This window comes from Streptomyces sp. OR43 (assembly GCF_008042275.1).
Lineage (GTDB): Bacteria > Actinomycetota > Actinomycetes > Streptomycetales > Streptomycetaceae > Streptomyces.
Genome location: NZ_RDBK01000001.1, coordinates 214,898 through 236,616 on the forward strand (window position 1 = coordinate 214,898; position 21,719 = coordinate 236,616).

Genomic DNA, 21,719 nt, shown 5'->3' on the forward strand with positions numbered 1-21,719 from the left:
CGCTGGCTCAGAGACGCTCGGCGAACGTCACCGTCCGGTCCGTGAGCAGCGGACGCACCGTCTTGACGATGAGCTCCACGAAATGGTCCGTGGTGGCGTGCGCGTCGAAACCCGCCCGGTCCGCGTACACCTCGTACAGCACGAAGCCGCCCGGTACGTCCTCCTGCGCGTGCACCTCGTACTCCCGGTTCGCGGGCTCCTCGCGGGTGTGCTCGCGCATCTTCAGCAGCGCGTCCCGCACCGTTGCCCCGTCGGCGGGCTCGCAGCGGTAGTGGGCGAAGACGGCGTACGCCATGGGTGTCTCTCCTCGGGTCCTGCGGGGTGCGCGACTGCGCTCCGGCCAGCCGATTCCAGCACGGATCACGCGGGCCGCGGCCCTCACGGCGCGCAACCAATGACTGCCGCTCCGGCTCTGTCCGCGCCGCCCTCCGATGGTGTGTCGTACATCCGGTTCCCCGAAACCGGATCCGCGACCGCGACGACCGCAGCGCGGCGAACGAGAGAAGTGATTGTGATGCGTACCGTGGAAACCCTCCTGGGCGGTCAGTGGGAGGCCTCCGGCGAGTGGATCGACGTGCACGACCCCGCCGACCTGCGCGCCCCCGCGTTCCGCGTCCCCGCGTTGCGTCCCGAGGACGTCACCCGCGCCTACGACGCCGCGGAGGCGGGCGCCCTCCTGTGGCGGCGCACCAGCCCCCTGGAGCGGAGCGTGGTGCTGGGCCGCGCGGCCGGGCTGCTGCGGGAGCGCGTCGAGGAGATCGCCGCCGACATCGCCACCGAGAACGGCAAGACCCGTGCCGAGGCGCGCGGCGAGTCGCTCAAGGCCGCCGACTTCCTGGAGTACTACGGCCTGCTCGTGGGCCGCGGCGGCTACGGCACACTCCTCCACGACGTCCGGCCCGACACCCGCACCAGCGCCCACCAGGAACCGCTCGGCGTCGTCCTGGCCATCACCCCGTGGAACGACCCGCTGATCACCCCGGCCCGCAAGCTGGCGCCCGCACTGGCCGCCGGCAACGCGGCCGTCCTCAAGCCCGCGACCGAAACCCCCGTCTCCGGACTCCACCTGGCCCGCGCCCTGGACGACGCGGGGCTGCCCGCCGGCGTGCTGAACGTCATCACCGGACGTACCGCGGAGATCAGCGAGGCGCTCCTGGGTGACCCGCGCATCGCCGCGGTCACCTTCACCGGCGGCAACGCGGTCGGTGACCGGCTGCGTGAGCGGTTCGCCGTCCGCAACATCCGCTTCCAGGGCGAACTGGGCGGCAAGAACGCCTCGGTCGTCCTCTCCGACGCCGATCTGCCCAAGGCCGCGAGGACCGTCGCTGCGGCCTCCTTCGGCCAGGCCGGCCAGCGCTGCACCGCCACCAGCCGGGTGATCGTGCAGCGGGACGTGTACCTGGAGTTCACGAAGCTGCTGCTCGACGAGGTCGCCGCCCTGCGCACCGGCCCCGGCCTCGCCGACGGGACGACGATGGGTCCGCTGTCCGGTGCCCGTCAGCGGGACGCCGTGCTCGCGGCGGTCGCGGGAGCGGTGGAGCAGGGCGCGACCGTGATCGCCGGAGCGGAAGGCGCGGGTCAGGAGCTGCCCGAGCACGGCTGCTTCGTGCGACCCACGGTCCTCGCGGACGTCACACCCGCCATGGACATCTGGCACGACGAGGTCTTCGGCCCGGTTCTCGCGCTGCGTGCCGTCGACTCGTTCGACGAGGCCGTCGACGCGGTGAACGACTCGGCGTTCGGGCTCGCCGCAGCCGTCTTCACCCGGGACCTGGGCGCCGCGCACCGCTTCGCGGACCGGGCCGAGTGCGGGCAGATCGCCGTCAACCTCACCACTCCCGGCTGGGACGTCCACCACCCCTTCGGCGGGTTCCGGGACTCCGGCTCGCCCTTCAAGGAGCAGGGCGCCGACGCCGGGTGCGGGGTGATGCGGCGGGGAGCGGAAAGCGGTGGGAGGGGATGGCCGGCGTGGCCGACGGTCAGGGCTCGATGCCCCAGACCAGCTCGCCGCCGACGTACACGGCGATCCTGTCGGCGTCCGCGTAGGAGGCGCCGGATCCGTGGCTGTAGTCGTCCGACTCGTCGAAGTTCGACCAGTCCGTCTTGCTCAGGCGCAGCTGGATCTCTCCGGTGGTGGCGCCCGGCGCCAGACCGCCGCCGGTGAAGCCGACTTCGAGGTAGTGGTCGGCACCTGCCTTCGGGGTGCTCACGGCGGCGACGCGGTGGGTCACGGTGGAGCAGCCGAGTGGCGACCAGTCGCACCAAGTGCCGTACGTAGAAGCTCCGTTGTCGGAACTGAACCAGTAACGGACCGTCACGTCCGAGAGGTCCGCCGCCGTGTCGCCGGTGTTCACGAGTTGGAGGCCCGGCTTGATCTGGTTGTCGCCCGAGGAGGAGTCGCTGCTGCGGTACTGGGCCTTGAGCGCGCCCGGTTCGCCGCCCTCGCCCCCGTCGTCGCCGCCCAGTGCGGTGCGGACGGCGGAGTAGGCGGGCTTCGGGAGCAGGTTCTCGTCGTACAGGTTGGCCGCGCCCTCACCCGGGAACGTGCTCGGGACCCAGGAGTACTTGTCCGTGTAGTCCCAGACGGTGATGCCGACGCAGCGTGCGACCGCCAGGCAGGCCTCGGTCACCTGTCGGTAGTACGAGGACTGCGTGGCCGTCTTGGCGCTGTCGGCGGGCAGCTGCATGCGCACGTCGAGTTCGGTGACGGCCACGTCGAGCCCGAGGTCGGCGAACCGCTGCATGTTCGCCCGCATCTGGTAGGGGAAGCCGTACTGGACGGCCAGATGCGCCTGCATGCCGACCCCGTCGAGCGGCACGCCCTCGGCGAGCAGCTCGCTCACCAGGGCGTACATGGCGTCACTCTTCGCGCCGAGCCCCTCGATGTTGTAGTCGTTGACGTACAGCTTGGCGTCCGGGTCGGCGGCGTGGGCGGCGCGCAGAGCGGTGGCGATGTAGTCGCTGCCCATGGCGGTGTAGAAGGGACTCGTGCGGAAGGTCCCGTCCTCGTTGAACGGCTCGTTCACCACGTCCCACGCGGAGACCGCGCCGCGGTAGTGCGTCGCCTCCTCGGTGACGTGGTTCGTCATGGCGGCCTCGACCTGGGCCGGGGGCAGTGCGCCGACCCAGCCGGGGAGCTGGCTGTGCCAGACGAGGGTGTGGCCGCGCACGGTCTGGCCGTGCTGCTGGGCGAAGCCGGTGATCACGTCACCCTTGGCGAAGTCGAACCGGCCCTGTGCCGGCTCGGTGGTGTCCCACTTCATGGAGTTGCCGGGGGTGATCTGCCCGAACTCGGATCCCAGGACGGCCGCGTAGGCGGCGTCGGGCAGCTCCGGATTGTCGGTGGCGGAGCCGAAGTACTTGCCCTGGGCGGTGGCGAGTTCGTGCAAGGTGCTCTGCTCGGCCGCGGTCGCCGGTCCGCCCATCAGGGTGGTGACGAGGGCCAGGGCTCCGACCAGGAGGGTCGGGAGCCCTCCGGTGCGGCTGTGTCTACAGCGCTTCACCAAGCTCATGACAAAGGCCTTCCTCGGCCGTGCGGCATGGAGCGTTGCGGGGTGCGCGGCTGCGCCCCGTAACACCCCTTTGGCCGCCCGGTGTTGGGGGAGAAGGGAGGGGAGTGGAGTGTGCAAGTCTTGATTGTGGGAGCGCTCCCAAGGTGGCGTGGTGATAGGCACCTGTCAAGACTTAAATCACAACTGCCTTACGAGCGCGTTAACTCGGCCACTCCTCGAACGGACGCCGGGGGAGCTGGGGTCGGCCGCCTCGCGAGGTGCCGGCGATGCCTGTCGGCGGGGGTGTTTCCGACGGCGCGTGAACGCTCCGTTCCGGGCGTGGTTCAAGGCGCGGGCGAGCCGGACATGGCCCGTTCGCGATTGCGCGCGAGGGGTGGCGCGGGGGCCGGTGGGCGCTGATGACCGGTGTGCACGGTGGGTGACGGGCGGGGACTCCGGGCTCCCCGGGGCGATGTCATGGGGCAGGCGGTGCCGCGGTCGCGTGTTGCCCGGCCGTGGACGGCAAAGCCGCTGGACAGCTGTATAAGTGCCGACGGTGACGGCTCGCCGGAGGGGTCCTCGTGCGGGCGCCGGCCCCCCGGCAGGTAGTTCAATGATGTACCGACATGGGGCGGAGAGTGACAGAGGGCCGGGCCGTGGACGGTGTGGTGGCGGGCGTGTACGCGGTCCCCGCGCGTACGCGATGGTGTACGCCACGGGCCGGTCCCGGCCCGGGTACCCGCTCGGCGGGGCGTACGGAAAGGGGTCTCAGAGGGCTGTGGCGGAGCCGTTCGCGGCCGGGCGGAGGGTGAGGATGTACGGATTCGCGCCCGGCCGGGCAGGGCCCCGAAGGGGACCGTTTGCCCCGAATTCACATCCGCGGTGTCGAAGGCCTTGCCTTCGGTCGCCGTCACTGTACGGATTGCCGCATCCCGTTGATCACGGCGCCCTTCGTGCCCGTGCGCGCACGGGAGGGGGCCGCCGGCCCGGCCCGGCGCGGGCGCCCGGAGGAAGCCATGGGTCCGCTCTCCGGGGCTTCCGGAGAGCGGGGCCCCGCTCCATCCGTGGGTGCCGGCGGGCGGGGCTTCCGGAGGGCCGGGCCCCGCTCCGTCCGGCTCAGGTCTCGCGGGTGGCGACCATTCCCATCGTGATCAGCCCCAGCACCACCCAGCCGAACCAGAGCCAGCCATTGCTCCCCAGCGCCACCGTGTACGCGGTGACTGCCACCAGGGCACCTACGGTGAGCACTCCCATTGCCTTCGTGGATCCGGACATGCGCGCACCCTCCTCGAGGCCGTGGATGCCATCGTCACCCCGAAGGCCCCTCCACCGCTACTGTCCGCGCGCCTGCAAGGAGGCGAGATAGGCGTTGTACGCCTGGAGCTCCCGGTCGCCGTCCCGGTCCGCGGCCCGGTCCGAACGCTTCGCCGTCCGCTGTTCCGAGCGGTACCACTGGAACACCAGGGCCACCAGGACCAGCACTGAGGGGATCTCGCTGAACGCCCACGCGATGCCGCCGGCCGCGTTCTGGTCGGACAGGGCGTCGATGCCGAGCGAGGCCGGTGGGTTCTCGTAGACCTTCACCATCGGCTCGCTCGCCATCATCAGCGCGATGCCGAAGAAGGCGTGGAACGGCATCCCGGCGAACAGCTCCAGCATCCTCATCAGATAGCCGGGCCGGTGCGGCCCCGGGTCGATGCCCATGATCGGCCAGAAGAAGACCAGGCCGACCGCCAGGAAGTGGACCATCATCGCGAGGTGCCCGGCCGTCGAACCCATCAGGAAGTCGAAGAGCGGCGTGAAGTAAAGGGCGTAGAGACTGGCGATGAAGAGCGGGATGGTGAACGCGGGATGCGTGATGATCTTCATGTAGCGGCTGTGCAGCAGCATCAGAAGCAGCTCGCGGGGTCCCGTCCTGTCACGCCCCGCCACCGGCAGAGCACGCAGTGCGAGGGTCACGGGCGCACCGAGCAGCAACAGGATCGGCGACAGCATGCTGATCACCATGTGCTGCACCATGTGCACGCTGAACATGACCATGCCGTAGTCGTTGAGCCGGGTGCACATCACCAGCGCGATGGTCAGCACCCCGACGACGAAGAAGACGGTCCGGCTGACCGGCCAGTCGTCCCCGCGTCCGCGCAGCCGCAGCACCGCGTACGCGTACAGGACCACTGCGAGGACGCAGCCGATCAGGAAGAACGGGTCCGCGGAGAACTGGAGCCCGCGTCCCAGCGTGAACGGCGGCAGATCCATGTTCATGCCGTGCCCGCTGTGATCCATCTGTTCACTCCCGATGGGAACGTCGGGACGTCCCTGTTTCGTGCCGGTTGTCCCGACCAGAGTAGAACCGCCCCCGGCCGCAACTGCGGCCGGGGGCGGTTCTCAGCGTTGGTGTGTCTCAGAGCACGCACTCGGCCTCGGAGTAGCGCTCCGCGGGGACCGTCTTCAGGGTCTCCACGGCGTCCGCGAGCGGCACCATCGTGATGTCCGTGCCGCGCAGGGCCGTCATCATGCCGAACTCGCCGCGGTGCGCCGCCTCCACCGCGTGCCAGCCGAAGCGGGTCGCGAGGACGCGGTCGTACGCGGTCGGTGTGCCGCCGCGCTGGACGTGGCCGAGGATCACCGGGCGCGCCTCCTTGCCCAGGCGCTGTTCCAGCTCGATGGAGAGCTGCGTCGCCACGCCGGCGAAGCGCTCGTGACCGTAGACGTCCTTGACGCCCGCCTGGAACTCCATGGAGCCCTCACGCGGCTTCGCGCCCTCGGCGACCACGACGATCGCGAACTTCTTGCCGGCGGAGAAGCGCCGGCCGACCAGCTCGGTGAGCTCGTCGATGTCGAAGGGCCGCTCGGGAACGACGATGGCGTGCGCACCGGCCGCCATGCCGGAGTGGAGCGCGATCCAGCCGGTGTGACGTCCCATGACCTCGACGATCATGACGCGCTGGTGGGATTCGGCGGTCGTCTTCAGCCGGTCGAGCGCCTCGGTCGCCACGCCGACGGCGGTGTCGAAACCGAAGGTCACGTCGGTGGACGCGATGTCGTTGTCAATGGTCTTCGGTACGCCGACGATCGGCAGTCCCGCCTCGGACAGCAGGTTGGCCGCCTTCAGCGTGCCTTCGCCGCCGATCGGGATGATCGCGTCGAGGCCGAGGTCCGCGACGTGGCCCCTGGCCGTCTCGACACCGCCGCGCAGATGCGCGGGCTGGACCCGGGAGGAGCCGAGGATCGTGCCGCCGCGGGCCAGGATGCCGCCGACCGCGTCGAGGTCGAGCTTGCGGTAGTCGCACTCGAGGAGGCCCCGCCACCCGTCGTGGAAGCCGATGACCTCGTCGCCGTGGTCGACCACAGCGCGGTGGACGACGGAACGGATGACGGCATTGAGGCCGGGGCAGTCGCCGCCGGAGGTGAGCACACCAATTCGCATTGCCCGGGAAACCTTTGCAACGTGGGCCGACGACCGGACCACGTCGTCCGGTTGGATCCCCGCCACCCTACCGGCGCAGGGTGGCGGGACCGAACCGGGCGTCCGCCTGCTGGACTCCGCTCAGCTGAGCGAAATACCCCTCATCAGGCGGGCTGTGTCGCCGCGGCGATCCGCTCGGCGCGCAGCGCCTCGTACCAGCGGTCGTCGCAGGGCGGGAGCGCGTTCACATCGAGGGCCAGCTTCAGCAGCAGGTCCGCGATCAGCGGGTTGCGCGCCATCACGGGCCCGTGCATGTACGTGCCGAAGACGGTGTCGTTGTACGCGCCCTCGGTCCCGTCACCCGTGCCGTTGCCCCGGCCGAACCGCACCTGGGCGAACGGGCGTGCCGTCGGCCCGAGATGGGTGACGCCCTGGTGGTTCTCGAAGCCGGTCAGCGGCGGCAGCCCGAGACGCGGGTCGATGTCCCCGAGCACGTCGCCGACGCACCGGGCGCCCTCGCCGCGGGTGGACACCACGTCGAGCAGCCCGAGACCCTGCTCGCGCTCACCGAGGTCGTTCACGAACTCATGGCCGAGGATCTGGTAGCCCGCGCAGACCGAGAAGATGATCGCGCCGTTCGACGCGGCCCGGCTGAGGCCGCCGTCGCGGCGCAGCCGCTCCGCCGCGAGCCGCTGCGGGCGGTCCTCCCCGCCGCCGATCAGATAGATGTCCCCGGACGTGGGGACCGGCTGGTCGCTGCGCACGTCGACGCGCGACACGTCGAGACCGCGCTGACGGGCCCGGCGCTCCACGACGAGGGCGTTGCCCTGGTCGCCGTAGGTGCTCAGCAGGTCGGGGTAGACCCACACCAGCCGCAGGCTGTTGTTGCTCATGCTTCGTCCTCTCCTGAGGGGCCCGGGGCCGGGGTCAGTTGCCGACACGACGGCGCAGATCCTGGAAGGCGGTGTAGTTGGCGATGACCTCGATGCGTCCGGGCGGTGCCTGCTGGACGGCCTCGTCGAGGTTCTCGCAGACCCGGAAGTCGAGACCGGCCACTTCGAGGCGGACCGCGAGGTCCAGCTTCCGGTCGCCGAGCACGAAGATCGGGTGGCCCGCGAGCTGGGTGTAGTCCACGTCCCACAGCCACGAGGTGTCCGTGCCGTCCGCGCCGCGGGCGTTCACAGAAAGGATCACCGGGGTGGGCGGCGGGTCGATCAGGGAGAACGTCTCCAGCCAGCCCGCCGGGTTCTTCGCCAGCAGGAGCCGGAGTTCGCGGCCGAGGAACGTGACCACGTCGTAGCGGCCCGCGACGGCCTGCACCTGGTACATCCGCTCCAGGGCGACCTGCGGCGGCACGCCGAACACGGCGGCCACGGCGGCCGAGCTGGTGGCGTTGGCCTTGTTGGCGCGGCCGGGCAGCTGGAGATGGATCGGCCAGGCCGAACCGTGCGGGTCGAGCACGTAGTCACCGTGCAGGACCCAGCTGGGCGGCGGGCGGCGGAAGCCGCACTCGCCGCAGAACCAGTCGTCGCCGGGGCGCTGCATGACGCCGCCGCAGGACGGGCAGGACCAGGCGTCGTCCTTCCACGCCTGGCCGGCCGCGACCCACACCACGTTGGGGGAGGAGGAGGCCGCCCAGACGATCAGCGGGTCGTCGGCGTTGGCCACGATCACGGCCTTGGAGCCGGACAGTCCCTCTCGCCACTTCTCGGCCAGCATCCGGGTCTCGGCGGCCCGGTCCAGCTGGTCGCGCGAGAGGTTGAGCAGCGCGATCACCTTGGGCGTCGTGTCGCGGGCGACGCCGGCGAGGTACTTCTCGTCGACCTCGATCACGCCGTACTGCGCGTCCGAGCCACCGGCCAGGGCCGAGGTGATACCGGCGGGCATGTTGGCGCCCAGCGCGTTCGACACGACCGGGCCCGCGGCCCGCAGTGCCTCGGCGATCAGCCGGGTCGTGGTCGTCTTGCCGTTCGTCGCCGACACGAGGATCACGTCCAGGTGCTGCGCCAGCCGCCCCAGCAGGTCGGGGTCGAGCTTGAGCGCCACCCGGCCGCCGATCACCGATCCGCTGCCTCGCCCGGCCGCTCGCGACACCGCCGCAGCGGCCTTGCCCGCCGTCACGGCCAGCTTGGCCCGCGGCGACAACGGCTCCGTGTTGCCTGCCATCGTCCTAGATCCTCCTTGCATCGGTCCGCGCCCAGCCTATCGATGTCCGGCACGGCGGAGGCACGGCGGCACCGTCCGGACCGTGGAGTTCCTGTGGAACGAGACACGCGCGAACTAACACCACTTCATGTGTCTGGCAAACATACAGGTCAGGGCGTCTGGGCGGGATCAGGAGCAGCGGGACAGCCCTGAGGTATCCCGAGGCCGCGGTCCGGGGTCCCCGGCACACCGCCTCGCGGCCTGCGCCCGTCACGTTTCCGCCATGTCGGAGATACGACACAGGTCAAGGCTGTGCAAGGGCCGCCCCGCCCGTTAAACCGATCCCATGAGATCCATAACCAGGAGCCGGCTCCTTCCGGCCGCCACCGCGCTGACCATGGCGCTCACCGGATGGGCGGGGGTGTCGGCCGCGGCGGCGGACCCCTCCGCGCCGGCTCCGGCGAGCGCGCCCACCGGCAAGGCGTACGACATCACGCTGGTCACCGGCGACGTCGTCCACTACACCGACCTGCCCGGTGCCAACGACGTCGTGACGGTCGACCTCGCCGATCCGGACGCCGGCGGTGTGCAGGTGCGGACACAGGGGGACCACACGTCTGTGGTGCCGACGCAGGCGATGCCGCTGCTGGCGGCCGACCGGCTCGACCCGCGTCTGTTCGACGTCACCGAGTTGGTGGCTCTGGGGTACGACGACGCGCAGGCCGGTTCCGTCCCGCTGATCGCGACGGCGCCGGAGAACGCCCGGTCCGCCCGGCCCCCGGCAGCGCCCGAGGGTGCGACGACCGTGCACACGCTGGAGTCGATCGACGCGACGGCGATGCGCACCGCCAAGGACGACGCCCGCGCCTTCTGGAACGACGTGGCCCCCGGCCAGGCGCCGCGCACACTGAGCAGTGGCATCGGAAAGCTGTGGCTGGACGGGAAGGTCAAGGCCTCCCTGGCCGAGGAGACGGCGCAGATCAAGGCGAACGACGCCTGGCAGAAGGGCTATGACGGCACCGGCGTGAAGGTCGCCGTGCTCGACACCGGCGCCGACCTCGACCACCCGGACCTCGTCGGCCGGGTGGACGTGTCGAAGAGCTTCGTTCCGGGCGAGGACGTCGACGACGGTCACGGCCACGGCACGCACACCGCATCGACGATCGCCGGCAGCGGCGCCGCCTCCGGCGGCAAGGAGACGGGGGCAGCCCCCGGAGCCCGGCTGCTGGTCGGCAAGGTCCTGAGCAACCACGGCAGTTCCGGCAACGACTCCGATGTCATCGCGGGCATGGAGTGGGCCAAGGACCAGGGCGCCGACATCGTGTCGATGAGCCTCGGCACCCCCGACGGGTCCGACGGCGAGGACCCCATGTCGCAGGCCGTGAACACCCTGTCGGCGAACGGCGGCCCGCTCTTCGTGATCGCCGCGGGCAACTCCTACGACCCCGGGACCGTCGGCGCCCCCGGCGCCGCCACCGCCGCCCTGACGGTGGCCGCCGTCGACAAGAAGGACGGGCGCGCGGAGTTCTCCAGCCAGGGCCCGCTGACCGGCACCCACGGCCTCAAGCCCGACGTGTCGGCGCCCGGCGTGGACGTCACCGCCGCGGCCTCGCAGTCCGTGCCGGGCTGGTCCGGTGGCCTCTACCGGACCATGAGCGGCACGTCGATGGCGACCCCGCTGGTGGCGGGCACCGCCGCGATCCTGAAGCAGCGTCACCCCGACTGGAGTGGCGAGCGCATCAAGAACGCGCTGATGACCACCTCGCACCGCACCGACGAGACTCCCTACGAGGTGGGCACCGGCCGCGTCGACACGGCCGCGGCCGTGGACTCCACGATCGAGGCGACCGGCTCGGTGGCCGCGGCCACGTACAACTGGCCGAACGCCGGCGCGCAGGCGGTCACCCGCACGATCACCTACCGCAACGACGGTGACGCGGACGTGATCCTCGACCTCGCCACGGGCACCGACGGGGACACCTACACCCTGTCCGCGTCCTCCGTGAAGGTCCCGGCCGACGGGACCGCCGATGTCCGTCTGACCCTCGACCCGTCGAAGGTCGGCGCGGGCACCACGTTCTCCGGCCAGGTCGCGGCCACCGACGCCGCCTCGGGCGCGGTCGTCGCGCACACCGGCTTCGCGTTGTTCAAGGAAGCCGAGATGTACGACTTCACCATCAAGGTGAAGGACCGCGCGGGCAATCCCGCCGCGGACTCGGTCGCGTTCTACGACGCGTCCGCGGCCGAGGCGTCGTACATCAACGTCGACGGCGAGAAGACGCTGCGCCTGCCGCCGGGCCGCTACTCCGTCTCTTCGTACATGGACGTGCCGGGTGAGAGCCCGGATTCGCTGGGCGAGGCGCTGCTGATCTCCAACGAGGTCACGCTGGACGCCCGGCACCCGGCCGGCACCGCCGTCCTGGACGCCACCGAGGCACGCAAGGTGTCCGCCGTGTCCGAGCGCAGCAGCGAGACGACGGAGACGGTCTTCAACCTGTCGCGTCAGTACGCCGACGCCTCGCAGCACGGCTGGTCCACTTCGCTGCTGCTGGCCGCCAAGTACGACTCCGTCTACCTGACGCCGACCGCGCGGGTCGCCGACGGTTCGATGAAGGCGTTCATGCACTGGCGGATGCGGCAGGAGGCGCTGACCGCGACGACCGGCACGGGCCGCGGCATCGCGCTGACCCCGCAGGGCGGCACCGCGTACCACGACGGCACCGGCACCCTGAAGACCGTGTACGCGGGCGGCGGCGCGGCCGCCGACTACGACGGGATCGACGCGCGCGGCAAGGCCGTCGTGATCGACCGCAGCGACGCCGTCACCGCCGCCCAGCGCGCGAAGGCCGCCTCGGACGCGGGTGCCGCGATGCTGATCGTCGCCCACGACGCCCGAGGCCGGCTCTACCAGACGTACAGCGGCGCCGGTGAGGTCACTATCGCGTCCGTGCCCCAGGTGGACGGCGCGCGACTGGTCGCCGAGGCGAAGTCGGGCCGCGGCACCCTGCGCGTGACGCAGCGACAGTATCCGGACTACACCTACGACCTGCTCGAGAAGTTCGACGGGCGGATCCCGGACAAGCTCACCTACCGGCCGGGCGACGGCCAACTGGCCCGGCTGAACACCGGCTTCTACGCCGCGCAGGGCACGCTCGGTCTCGGCGGCCGGTACTTCGTCCCGAAGTGGAGCCCGGCTCTGGGCGGCGACTCGTACGAGAAGTACGGGCGCACCCTCACCGAGTACGTCACCCCGGACGTGAGCGACGTCGGCGCGTGGTGGGAGCAGCACCAGGGCCTCGGCGACGCGGCGGACTACTGGGAGACCGGTTACACACAGGCGTCCAGGGGACGGCCGATCGAGGCCGCGTGGTTCAAGCCGGTGCAGGCACCACGCCTGAACGACGACTACGCCACGTACGCGACCGGGACCAACACGCTGATATGGAACATCCCGATGCTGTCGGGCGGCGACGACGACCACGTCGGATTCGGCGGAACGGCCCGGACCTCGCTCTACCGGGGCGACACCCAGCTGGCGAAGGTGAACTCCCGCGCGGGGCGCGCCTACAGCCTGACCACGGGCTCCTACCGGCTGGTGGCCGAAGGTGCGCGCAGCTCCACGGTGTGGGGCACCTCCACGAGCACCCGCACCACCTGGGGCTTCGACTTCGAGGCGGCGCCCCCCGGCACCGTCGCCCGCAAGGACGTGTCGCTGCTGAACCTCGGCTACGACATCGACACCGATCTGTCGGGTGCGGCGAAGGCCGGCAAGCGCCTGGACGTGGGGCTGCACGCGGCCACGCTGCCCGGTGACGTCACCGCGGACGAGGCGACGCTCCAGGTGTCCTACGACGCCGGGGCGACCTGGCAGAACGCGAAGCTGAGGCGGACCGGCGAGGGACGGTGGACCACGACCCTGGTCACGCCGCGCGACGCCCACGGGGTGTCCCTGCGCGCCGGTGCCCAGGCGCCGGGCGGATTCTCCGTCCAGCAGGACGTCATCGACGCGGTCGCTCTGCGCTGACGGACAGGACGGGTGCGTGGCGGGGACGGACCGGCGGACCGGTCCGTCCCCGCCGTGTCACACCCAGCCCCGGTCCTTCGCGTGCCAGCCCAGCTGGAGACGGGTCGTCGCGTCGGTCCGGGCCATGAGCGCCTGGAGCCTGCGCTGCACGGTGCGCACCGACAGGCGCACCTGGCCGGCCACCGCCGTGTCCGTGAGACCGGCGAGGAGCAGCCGCAGGATGTGCGCGTCGACGGGGTCGATCTCCGCGTGCGGCTGTTCCTGGTACGGGCGGGCGCGCCCCCACACCTGCTCGAACAGCTCCCGTGCCACATGGGCCAGTCCGCCGCGCAGCACCACCGCCGGGTCGACGCGGGCGTCCCGTCCGTGCAGCGGCAGCATCGCCACGGCGCCGTCGCACAGGATGAGCTTGTAGGGGACCTCGGTGACCGTGCGTACCTGGACTCCGTCGGCCAGGGACTGCGCCACCTGGTCCGCCGCACCCGGTTCGCCCAGGAACCCCTGGTCGATGACCGCCCGCACCCGCACGTCGCGCGAGATGGCCGTCACCTCCGCACTGTCCGCCGGGGTGACCGCCTGAGGTGTGCCGGCGGAGAAGATGTCGATGGTGCCGCGCGCGGAGAGCTGGAGCTGGAGATAGCGCGTGCGGATCGCGTCGGTGCCCTCGACGATCTCCACGAGCTCGCGCTGAGCCCGGTCGGCGGTCGCGGTGCGGTACGTCTCCGCGAGCCGCGCCACGGCGAGTTCGGCACGCTGGAGGCGCTCACGGCGGTCCGCGAGTTCGGCCCCCAGGGCGACGGCCGGAGGCGCGGCCGCATAGCGTTGCCCGTCGGCCACCCGGAGAACCAGTCCGCGGTCGGCCAGGGTGCGCAGCGCGGCGCCGGTCCGCTGTTCCGGCAGGCCGACCGTGGCGGCCAGCTGTTCGTAGCCGGGCGAAGGCAGCGCTATCAGCGCCTGGTACACCGCGTCCTCGTCCGCCGTGAGTCCGAGATCCTGAAGGCTCATCACGGCATCCGCCTCCGTTCTCCTCGTGCGCACCGGACCGTGCGGCCTGCAGTGTCGCAGGTCGCCGGGGCGGCGAGCCCGTCACGGCAGGCGGAGGGCGTTCTCGCGGAACGTACGATGGCCGCCATGCGAAACCGTCCCATCCCCGGCAGCTCCGGGCTCGTCCGGACCATGAGCCTGCTCGGCGACCCGGTCCTCCATGCTCCCTGCGAGCCGGTCACCGACTTCGGCCCGTCGCTCGCCCGGCTGATCGAGGACATGTTCGCCACGATGTACGAGGCGCAGGGCGTCGGGCTCGCCGCCAACCAGGTCGGCGTGCCGCTCCGGGTGTTCGTCTTCGACTGCCCCGACGACGAGGACGTCCGTCATCTCGGACACGTGGTCAACCCCACGCTCGTCGAGGCCGACGGCATCACCGTGCGCGGCCCCGAGGGCTGCCTGTCGCTCCCGGGTATCGAGGCCGGCACTCCACGCTTCGACCGGGCGGTGGTCGAGGGCGTGACGGCCGACGGGGAGCCGGTGCGGATCAGCGGGACGGGCTTCTTCGCCCGTTGCCTCCAGCATGAGTGCGACCATCTCGAAGGAGCCGTCTACACGGACCGGCTGACCGGGCTGCGCAAGGCCCGCGCGCTGCGCGCGGCTCGCCGGGCGCCCTGGGGGCGCACCGGCTGAGGGCCGCCGGCGTCAGAACCCGGGACCGCCGGGGCGGTCGCCCGCCGCGGCCAGTCGGCCCCAGAGCAGATCGGCCAGACTCCGCACCAACTGCTCGCGCGAGCAGGGGCGTTCCCCCAGCCACCAGTCGCCCGCCGCGTGCATCATGCCGACGATGCCGTGGCCCCAGATCCGGGCCATCTCCTGGCTGTCGGGGCCGAGGTCCACCCGCTCCGCGATGACCATGGCGAGCTCCTCGCCGAGCCGGCGCAGCAGCGGGGCGGAGTGCCGCCCCACGTCGAAGCCCTGCTCGGACGAGGGTGCCGCGTCGTCGGACGGGTGCATCAGGAAGCGGTAGACCTGCGGGCGGGCCTCGATCGCCGCGAGGTAGGTGTCGAGCGTCGCCTCGACGCGGGCGCGGCGGTCGGCGGGGGCGTCGAGCGCGGCCCGCAGGGCGCTCAGCAGCGCGTCCGTGTGCCGCTTGGCGAGGGCGCGGTAGAGGCCGCCCTTGTCTCCGAAGTGGCGGTAGAGGATGGGCTTGGTGATGCCCGCCTCTGCCGCGATGGCGTTCATCGAGGCCCCGGGGCCGTCCCTGAGCACCACGCGGTCGGCGGCCTCGAGCAGCTCGCGGCGGCGGCGTTCGGCCGCGGACCGCTGGCGCTCGGCCTGTCGTGTGGTCTCCATGTCGTTTCTCCCACCCCTGACCGTGCATGTCCGTTCTGCCTGCGCAACGTAACACCCTGCCCAGCGGTGTGTGGATCGCCGGCCGAGCGGTTGACAGAGGCTACTTGTCGGTAACAGACTGTTGTTACCGCTAGTAACGATCAGTTTTCGACGGCAGTACGTGGAGGGGAACATGGCCGAGTTCACGCTCGATCTCAACGACGACCAGAAGCAGGTCCGGGACTGGCTTCACGGCTTCGCCGCGGATGTGATCCGTCCGGCAGCGTCGGAGTGGGACGAACGTGAGGAAACGCCCTGGCCCGTCATCCAGGAAGCCGCCAAGGTCGGAATCTACTCCCTCGACTTCTACGCGCAGCAGTTCTTCGACCCGACGGGCCTCGGCATCCCGATGGCGATGGAGGAGCTGTTCTGGGGCGACGCGGGCATCGCCCTGTCGATCGTGGGTACGGGCCTGGCGGCCGTCGGCGTCCTCGCCAACGGGACCGAGGAGCAGATCGGCACCTGGATCCCGCAGATGTACGGCGACGCGAACGATGTGAAGGTCGCCGCCTTCTGCTCCTCCGAGCCCGACGCCGGCTCCGACGTCGGCTCGATGCGTACCCGTGCCGTGTACGACCAGGCCAAGGACGAGTGGGTGCTCAACGGCACCAAGACCTGGGCGACCAACGGCGGCATCGCCAACGTCCACGTGGTGGTCGCGGTCGTCGACGCCGAGCTCGGCTCCAAGGGGCACGCCTCCTTCATCGTGCCGCCGGACACCGCGGGCCTCTCACAGGGCCAGAAGTTCAAGAAGCACGGCATCCGCGCCTCGCACACCGCCGAGGTCGTCCTGGAGGACGTGCGCGTCCCGGGTCACTGCCTGCTCGGTGGCAAGGAGAAGCTGGACCAGCGCCTCGCCCGGGCCCGCGAGCGTGCGGCCTCCGGCGGCGGCGAGCGGGTGAAGAACGCCGCGATGGCCACCTTCGAGGCATCGCGCCCGGCCGTCGGCGCGATGGCCGTCGGCACCGCCCGTGCCGCGTACGAGGTCGCGCTGGACTACGCGAAGACCCGGACCCAGTTCGGCCGCCCGATCATCGACAACCAGGGCATCGCCTTCCAGCTCGCCGACATGCGTACCCGGATCGACGCGGCGCGCCTGCTGGTCTGGCGCGCCTCGTGGATGGCGACCACCGGCAAGCCGTTCGAGTCGGCCGAGGGTTCCATGTCCAAGCTGTACGCGAGCGAGACCGCCAAGAAGGTCACCGCTCAGGCGATCCAGATCCTCGGCGGCAACGGGTTCACCCGTGAGTACCCGGTGGAGCGCATGCACCGGGACGCCGCGATCTACACGATCTTCGAGGGGACCAGCGAGATCCAGCGCCTGGTGATCGCGCGCACGCTGTCCGGTATGCCCATCCGCTGACGCTCCGCCCGGACCCCGGTGAACCGGCCCCCGTTCCTGTCCGCGCGACAGGAACGGGGGCCGGGCCGGGCCGCAGCGGCCGGGCACTCAGGCGGGGAGCTGCGCTTCGATGGCCGCGACGACCTCGGGGGCCTCGGGCTCCGTGCGGGGGCGGATCCGGGCGACCGGCTCGCCGGTGGGGGAGATGAGGAACTTCTCGAAGTTCCACTGGATGTCACCGGCCTCACCGTCCGCGTCCGCGAGCCGGGTGAGTTCCGCATAGAGCGGGTGCCGGCCGGCGCCGTTGACGTCGGTCTTCGCCAGCAGCGGGAAGCTCACCCCGTACGTCGTCGAGCAGAACGTCTGGATCTCCTCCGAACTCCCGGGCTCCTGGCCGCCGAACTGGTTGCACGGCACGCCGAGCACGGTGAAGCCCCGGTCGCCGTACTCCTTCTGGAGCCGTTCGAGGCCGGCGTACTGCGGGGTCAGCCCGCACTTGGAGGCAACGTTCACCAGCAGGACCGCCTGGCCGCTGTAGGCGCCCAGCGTGGTCGGCTCGCCGGTCAGGGTGTGGAGCGGGATGTCGTGCAGCGTCATGGATGTCTCCTCGTCGGTGTCTTCCACGGCAATTGTCACTCCCAGAGGTTCATCGGCACGAACCCGACCGCCCGGCCGTCCGGATCCAGCAGCCGGCCCATCAGCTTCACCGCCCGCAGCGCGACCGCGCGGTCGGCGATCCGCAGATGCGGGAGGGTCGCGGCGAGCCGCACCTCCAGGGCCTGCGCGTCCACCAGCGACGAGACCCAGACGGTGGCGATGAGATTCTGCGGACCGGCCAGTCCCAGGCACTGTCTGATCTCCGGAAGCTTGGCCAACTCCCGTGCCGTGGCGTCCAGGTGCTCGGCGGCCACGGTGCCGAAGAACGTCACCGCGACGGGCGAACCGGACAGGGAGCGGGCCAGGTCGCAGCGGATCACCAGACGGCCCGCCTCCAGCAGCCGGTTCAGCCGGCGGCTCGCCGTGTTCACCGAGACGCCGAGCGCTTCGGCGAGCTCGCTGAGGGACATGCGCCCGTTCTCGCCTATCGCCGTGACGAGTTCGGCGTACTCGGGAAGGTGCTGCGCGTCGCCCAGCGCCGACCTGCGCGACGCGGCCAGTACCTCCTGCTGGGAGCGGCTCAGGCTCGTCAGCCGCCACACACTGCCTTCCGTGTAGCTGCGGGTGACCAGATGTGCCCGGGTCGCCGTGATGCCCGCGATCGTGCCGAGCCGGTCCACGATGTAGCCCGAGAGCGCCCCGAAGCTCGTGGCCATCGCGGTGATCAGCAGATCGCGCCCGCCCGCCGCGTGCTCCACGGTCACCGCGTGCGGGTCCGCCGACAGAATCTCCGCGACCGCCCCGGCCTGCCCCGGCGCGCAGTCGATCTCGATCAGCGCGCCGGCGCCCGAGCCGCCGTACGGGTACGCCGTCACCCAGGCGTGCCCCGCGGCCCGCAGCCTCTCCCAGCGCCGCGCCGCGGTCGCGGCATCGATGTCCAGGGCCTTCGCCAGCTCGGTCCAGGTCGCTCTCGGATTGATCTGAAGGGCGTTGACCAGGGCCAGGTCCAGCTCGCTCAGTGAGGGCGGAGTTTCGGTCATCGAGAGTCCGAACCGGAGGACGGAAGGGGAAGGAACTGCATTTGATCATCATCCATGACAGATACCAGCAATCTCGGGGCGCTTCTTGAACGGAGATTAGCATCGCCGTACTCCATCAGATCCAGCCACTTCCCGACTCCGGAGGCGCCGCGTGCAGCAGCCTTTCGCCACCCTCGCCGACGCCGCGTCAGCCCTGCGGTCCGGCGCCGTCGGCAGCGCGGAACTCGTCGCCGCCGCCCTCTCCGACGCCGAGGTGCTCGACCCGCTGCTCGGTGTGTACGTGGCCCGCTTCCCGGAGCAGGCGCTGGCCGCGGCCCGTGCGGCCGACTCCCTGCCCGCCGCCGAACGCGGTCCGCTGCACGGGCTGCCCCTCGCGGTGAAGGACAACCTCGCCACCGTCGAGGGGCCGGCCACCGTGCAGAGCCCGGCCCATGACCCGCACTGGTGGCGCGGCCTCGACGCGCCGGCCGTCGCCCGGCTGCGCGGCGCCGGGGCCGTCGTCCTCGGCAAGACCACCATGACCGAGTACGCCATGGGCCGCCCCGATCCCTCCCACTCCTTCCCGGTGCCCCGCAACCCGTGGGACCCCGAGCGCTGGACCGGCGGATCGAGCACGGGCAACGGCGCCGGCATCGCCTCCGGACTCTTCCTCGGCGCCCTCGGCAGCGACACCTCCGGAAGCGTCCGGCTGCCCGCCGCCCTCTGCGGCACCACCGGACTCAAGACCACCTTCGGGCTGCTGCCCCTCGACGGCTGCGTCCCGCTCAGCCCCTCGCAGGACGTCCTCGGCCCCATGGCCGTCACCGCACACGACTGCGGACTCCTCCTCGACGCGCTGACCGGCATGCCGCGGCCCGGCGGCCACGTGGCGGACGCCGGGGTGCGCGGACTGCGGATCGGCGTACCGTACGGGCTTCTCGACACACCGGGCATCACGGCGGCGTGCCGCGACGCGTTCCAGGAAGCCCTGCGGACCCTACGTGAACTCGGCGCCCGGATAAGGGAGTTCCCGCTCCCGGAGTTCGGCGGCCTGCTCGCGGTCAACGCCGTGACCATGCTCGCCGAAGCCTTCGCCGTGCACGGTGAGCGGCTCGCCGCCGACTGGGACAGCCACGGCCGGACCTTTCGCCGGCTGGCCGCCGCGGGCGGGCTTCTGCCCGCCCACCTCTACCTCCGCGCCCAGCACACCCGCGAGCGGCTCACCGCGGCGCTGCTGGAGCGGATGGACGGCCCCGGCGGCGTCGACCTGATAGCCACCCCGACCTGGCCGGCCCCCGCGCGGCCGTACGCACAGGAGGCCGCACCCGGCGAGGAACTCAACCTCACCGCCGTCTGGAACCCCACCGGATTCCCGGCCCTCGCGCTGCCCATGGGCGCCGGTCCGGCCGGACTGCCCCTCTCCCTCCAACTGGCCGGGCGGCCCCGCAGCGAACCCACCCTGATCGCGGCGGGCGAGGCCTACCAGTCGGTCACCACCTGGCATCTGCGCCGGGCCACGCCCGACCCCCGGCGACGGCCCGCCCCGCTCCAGGACCAGGAAGCCGGACCGGCTCCCGCGTCGCCCGCACCGTCCGCCGCCACCCCCGGCGACGGCTCCCCCGACGCCGGAGCGCTGCTCGCCGCCCTCGGCATCACCCCGGACGCGGCCGATCTGGCCGTCGTACGGGCCGTGGCCCGGTCGCTTCTCACCGTCGGCCGGCAGCCCACCGCCTGACGCCGGCCCGCCCCGGGCGCACCGGTCCCAGGTGCGCCGCCCCGAAGTCCCCCTGTCCCGCCACCATCTGCCGCGCCCACGCGCGCGGCCGTGCCCAAGTGGAGAACCCATGTCGCGTATCCAGCCCACCACGGGCACCGGCGCGCCCGGCCTCGGCGCCACCCGCGTCGCCGCGGTCGTCGGATTCCTGGTCTTCGTCGAACTGACCAGCGGCATCATCCAGGGGATGATGCCGACCCTGCTGCCCGAACTCGGCACCGTTCTCGGCGTCGGCGCGGGCGACCTCAACTGGGTCAACGCGGCACAACTGCTCGCCGCCGCCGTCTCCGTGCCGCTGTTCGGCCGGCTCGGCGACATGTACGGCCACCGACGGCTCCTGCGCATCGCCGTCCTCTGCCTCGCCGTCGGCTCCGTCCTCGTCGCCTGGGCGCCCTCCTTCGAGGTGCTGCTGGTCGGCCGCGTGCTGCAAGGACCGCTCGCCGCGCTCCTGCCGCTGGAGATCGGGCTGGTCCGCGACCGGCTCGACGCCTCCGGCGCCCGCAGTGCCATCGCCATGCTCGTCGGTGCGCTGACCTTCGGGGCCAGCGCCGGCATGGTCGTCGCCGGACTGCTCCGGGAGGTCATCTCCTCCGTGCACGGCGTCCTGTGGATCCCGGCCGCGGCCACCGTCCTGTGCGCCGCGGTCGTCTTCTTCCTGGTGCCCGAATCCAAGACCCGGGCCCAGGGCCGGGTCGACTGGGCCGGGGCCGGACTCCTCAGCGTCGGACTCGCCACCCTGCTGCTCGGCATCTCCCAGGGGCCCAAGTGGGGCTGGACCGACGCGGCCACCCTCGGCCTGTTCGCCGTCGCCGCCCTCACCCTTACCGCCTGGGTGATGGTCGAACTCCGTGTCGCCGAGCCGATCGTCGACATCCGCCTCACCGTGCGGCGCACCCTGCTTCCCGTCTACGCGGCCAGCTTCCTGCTCGGCACCGCCCTCTTCGGAGCCCAGACCGCGCTCGTGCTCTTCGTGTCCTCGCCCGCCGACAAGGTCGGTTACGGATTCGGCTACGACGCCCTCGGCATCGCCTGGCTGATGCTGCCGTCCGGCGTCATGGCGTTCATCGCCTCGCTCTGCGCCTCCCGCCTGTTCAAGCTCATCGGCGGACGCGGCACCCTCGGACTCAGCGGCGGCCTGATGGCGATCGGCTATCTGTTCCTGATCGCGGCCCACGACGAGCCCTGGCAGTTCGTCGTCGTCAACATCATCGTCGGCACGGGTGTCGGACTGGCCCTCAGCGCGATGCCCGTCCTGATCGTCGACTCCAGCCCGCACGAACGCACCGCCATCGCCACCGGCATCTACAACACCGCCAAGACCGTGGGCGGTTCCGTGGCGGGAGCCGTCTTCGCGGCCATCCTCACCGCCCTCACCTTCCAGGGCACCGAGATACCGACGATCGACGCCTACACCACCGTGTGGTGGTGCTGCGCCACGGTCTCGGTGCTCGTCGCCGCCGCCGCGGCCGTCGTGGCCCGCCCCGCGAAGCCGGTCAACTGAACCTCCGCCCCGCCCCCTCGCACCCTCTCCAGGGAAGGAAC

16 protein-coding genes and 1 pseudogene are annotated in these 21,719 nt (G+C 71.6%); 6 read left to right on the forward strand and 11 right to left on the reverse strand.

What is annotated here, in order from left to right; all coding sequences use genetic code 11:
• Positions 1-7 precede the first annotated feature (7 nt).
• Entirely contained in the window at positions 8-295 is a 288-nt protein-coding gene (locus EAO72_RS01040; protein ID WP_148015272.1) for a putative quinol monooxygenase, read from the reverse strand.
• Positions 296-514: 219 nt separating this feature from the next.
• Between EAO72_RS01040 and EAO72_RS01045 the strand changes: the two genes are divergently transcribed.
• Positions 515-2,164: an aldehyde dehydrogenase family protein gene (locus tag EAO72_RS01045; RefSeq protein WP_315986278.1), complete on the forward strand. Its 1,650-nt coding sequence runs from the start codon at positions 515-517 to the stop codon at positions 2,162-2,164.
• 16 nt (positions 2,165-2,180) lie between these two features.
• Here the strand turns inward: EAO72_RS01045 and EAO72_RS01050 are convergent.
• The 6 genes and pseudogenes from EAO72_RS01050 to EAO72_RS01075 all read right to left on the reverse strand — a co-directional run.
• Positions 2,181-3,512 (reverse strand): annotated as a pseudogene (locus EAO72_RS01050) (endo-1,4-beta-xylanase); the annotation flags it as partial.
• Positions 3,513-4,607: 1,095 nt separating this feature from the next.
• A complete protein-coding gene (locus EAO72_RS01055) occupies positions 4,608-4,766 on the reverse strand; it encodes a hypothetical protein (RefSeq protein ID WP_148015273.1) in 159 nt (52 codons plus the stop codon).
• A 57-nt stretch (positions 4,767-4,823) separates the two neighbouring features.
• A complete protein-coding gene (locus tag EAO72_RS01060) occupies positions 4,824-5,774 on the reverse strand; it encodes a cytochrome c oxidase assembly protein (protein ID WP_148015274.1) in 951 nt (316 codons plus the stop codon).
• Positions 5,775-5,892: 118 nt separating this feature from the next.
• Positions 5,893-6,918: a 6-phosphofructokinase gene (locus EAO72_RS01065; protein WP_148015275.1), complete on the reverse strand. Its 1,026-nt coding sequence runs from the start codon at positions 6,916-6,918 to the stop codon at positions 5,893-5,895.
• 143 nt (positions 6,919-7,061) lie between these two features.
• Positions 7,062-7,790, reverse strand: coding sequence for a type 1 glutamine amidotransferase (locus EAO72_RS01070; protein WP_148015276.1), 729 nt, complete (start codon positions 7,788-7,790; stop codon positions 7,062-7,064).
• Between the two features lie 34 nt (positions 7,791-7,824).
• Complete coding sequence (locus EAO72_RS01075) at positions 7,825-9,063, reverse strand: Mur ligase family protein (protein WP_148015277.1); 1,239 nt, start codon at positions 9,061-9,063, stop codon at positions 7,825-7,827.
• A 325-nt stretch (positions 9,064-9,388) separates the two neighbouring features.
• Between EAO72_RS01075 and EAO72_RS01080 the strand changes: the two genes are divergently transcribed.
• Positions 9,389-13,066, forward strand: a complete 3,678-nt coding sequence (locus EAO72_RS01080; protein ID WP_148015278.1) for a S8 family peptidase — start codon at positions 9,389-9,391, stop codon at positions 13,064-13,066.
• A gap of 57 nt (positions 13,067-13,123) precedes the next feature.
• Here the strand turns inward: EAO72_RS01080 and EAO72_RS01085 are convergent, their stop codons facing one another.
• Positions 13,124-14,071 (reverse strand): helix-turn-helix domain-containing protein, encoded by a 948-nt coding sequence (locus tag EAO72_RS01085; RefSeq protein ID WP_148015279.1) that lies wholly within the window; start codon positions 14,069-14,071, stop codon positions 13,124-13,126.
• 126 nt (positions 14,072-14,197) lie between these two features.
• On the opposite strand from EAO72_RS01085, the gene def reads away from it, so the two are divergent.
• Complete coding sequence (def, locus tag EAO72_RS01090; RefSeq protein ID WP_187284884.1) at positions 14,198-14,743, forward strand: peptide deformylase; 546 nt, start codon at positions 14,198-14,200, stop codon at positions 14,741-14,743.
• A 12-nt stretch (positions 14,744-14,755) separates the two neighbouring features.
• Here def and EAO72_RS01095 read toward each other — a convergent pair whose 3' ends face one another.
• Positions 14,756-15,406 (reverse strand): TetR family transcriptional regulator, encoded by a 651-nt coding sequence (locus EAO72_RS01095; RefSeq protein ID WP_148015281.1) that lies wholly within the window; start codon positions 15,404-15,406, stop codon positions 14,756-14,758.
• 172 nt (positions 15,407-15,578) lie between these two features.
• Here EAO72_RS01095 and EAO72_RS01100 point away from each other — a divergent pair, with 172 nt between their 5' ends.
• Entirely contained in the window at positions 15,579-16,808 is a 1,230-nt protein-coding gene (locus tag EAO72_RS01100; RefSeq protein ID WP_148015282.1) for an acyl-CoA dehydrogenase family protein, read from the forward strand.
• A gap of 87 nt (positions 16,809-16,895) precedes the next feature.
• On the opposite strand, the gene EAO72_RS01105 is transcribed toward EAO72_RS01100, so the two are convergent.
• Positions 16,896-17,384, reverse strand: coding sequence for a glutathione peroxidase (locus tag EAO72_RS01105; RefSeq protein WP_148015283.1), 489 nt, complete (start codon positions 17,382-17,384; stop codon positions 16,896-16,898).
• A 35-nt stretch (positions 17,385-17,419) separates the two neighbouring features.
• Positions 17,420-18,424, reverse strand: a complete 1,005-nt coding sequence (locus EAO72_RS01110) for an Lrp/AsnC family transcriptional regulator (RefSeq protein ID WP_148015284.1) — start codon at positions 18,422-18,424, stop codon at positions 17,420-17,422.
• A 151-nt stretch (positions 18,425-18,575) separates the two neighbouring features.
• On the opposite strand from EAO72_RS01110, the gene EAO72_RS01115 reads away from it, so the two are divergent.
• Both EAO72_RS01115 and EAO72_RS01120 read left to right on the forward strand, forming a co-directional pair.
• Complete coding sequence (locus EAO72_RS01115) at positions 18,576-20,138, forward strand: amidase (protein WP_148015285.1); 1,563 nt, start codon at positions 18,576-18,578, stop codon at positions 20,136-20,138.
• 109 nt (positions 20,139-20,247) lie between these two features.
• Positions 20,248-21,678 (forward strand): MFS transporter, encoded by a 1,431-nt coding sequence (locus EAO72_RS01120; RefSeq protein WP_148015286.1) that lies wholly within the window; start codon positions 20,248-20,250, stop codon positions 21,676-21,678.
• Positions 21,679-21,719 lie beyond the last annotated feature (41 nt).

Coding starts and splice junctions, on each gene's coding strand:
- EAO72_RS01040 (WP_148015272.1), bottom strand. CDS start 295: ATGGCGTACGCCGTCTTCGCCCACTACCGCTGCGAGCCCGCCGACGGG.
- EAO72_RS01045 (WP_315986278.1), top strand. CDS start 515: ATGCGTACCGTGGAAACCCTCCTGGGCGGTCAGTGGGAGGCCTCCGGC.
- EAO72_RS01055 (WP_148015273.1), bottom strand. CDS start 4,766: ATGTCCGGATCCACGAAGGCAATGGGAGTGCTCACCGTAGGTGCCCTG.
- EAO72_RS01060 (WP_148015274.1), bottom strand. CDS start 5,774: ATGGATCACAGCGGGCACGGCATGAACATGGATCTGCCGCCGTTCACG.
- EAO72_RS01065 (WP_148015275.1), bottom strand. CDS start 6,918: ATGCGAATTGGTGTGCTCACCTCCGGCGGCGACTGCCCCGGCCTCAAT.
- EAO72_RS01070 (WP_148015276.1), bottom strand. CDS start 7,790: ATGAGCAACAACAGCCTGCGGCTGGTGTGGGTCTACCCCGACCTGCTG.
- EAO72_RS01075 (WP_148015277.1), bottom strand. CDS start 9,063: ATGGCAGGCAACACGGAGCCGTTGTCGCCGCGGGCCAAGCTGGCCGTG.
- EAO72_RS01080 (WP_148015278.1), top strand. CDS start 9,389: ATGAGATCCATAACCAGGAGCCGGCTCCTTCCGGCCGCCACCGCGCTG.
- EAO72_RS01085 (WP_148015279.1), bottom strand. CDS start 14,071: ATGAGCCTTCAGGATCTCGGACTCACGGCGGACGAGGACGCGGTGTAC.
- def (WP_187284884.1), top strand. CDS start 14,198: ATGCGAAACCGTCCCATCCCCGGCAGCTCCGGGCTCGTCCGGACCATG.
- EAO72_RS01095 (WP_148015281.1), bottom strand. CDS start 15,406: ATGGAGACCACACGACAGGCCGAGCGCCAGCGGTCCGCGGCCGAACGC.
- EAO72_RS01100 (WP_148015282.1), top strand. CDS start 15,579: ATGGCCGAGTTCACGCTCGATCTCAACGACGACCAGAAGCAGGTCCGG.
- EAO72_RS01105 (WP_148015283.1), bottom strand. CDS start 17,384: ATGACGCTGCACGACATCCCGCTCCACACCCTGACCGGCGAGCCGACC.
- EAO72_RS01110 (WP_148015284.1), bottom strand. CDS start 18,424: ATGACCGAAACTCCGCCCTCACTGAGCGAGCTGGACCTGGCCCTGGTC.
- EAO72_RS01120 (WP_148015286.1), top strand. CDS start 20,248: ATGTCGCGTATCCAGCCCACCACGGGCACCGGCGCGCCCGGCCTCGGC.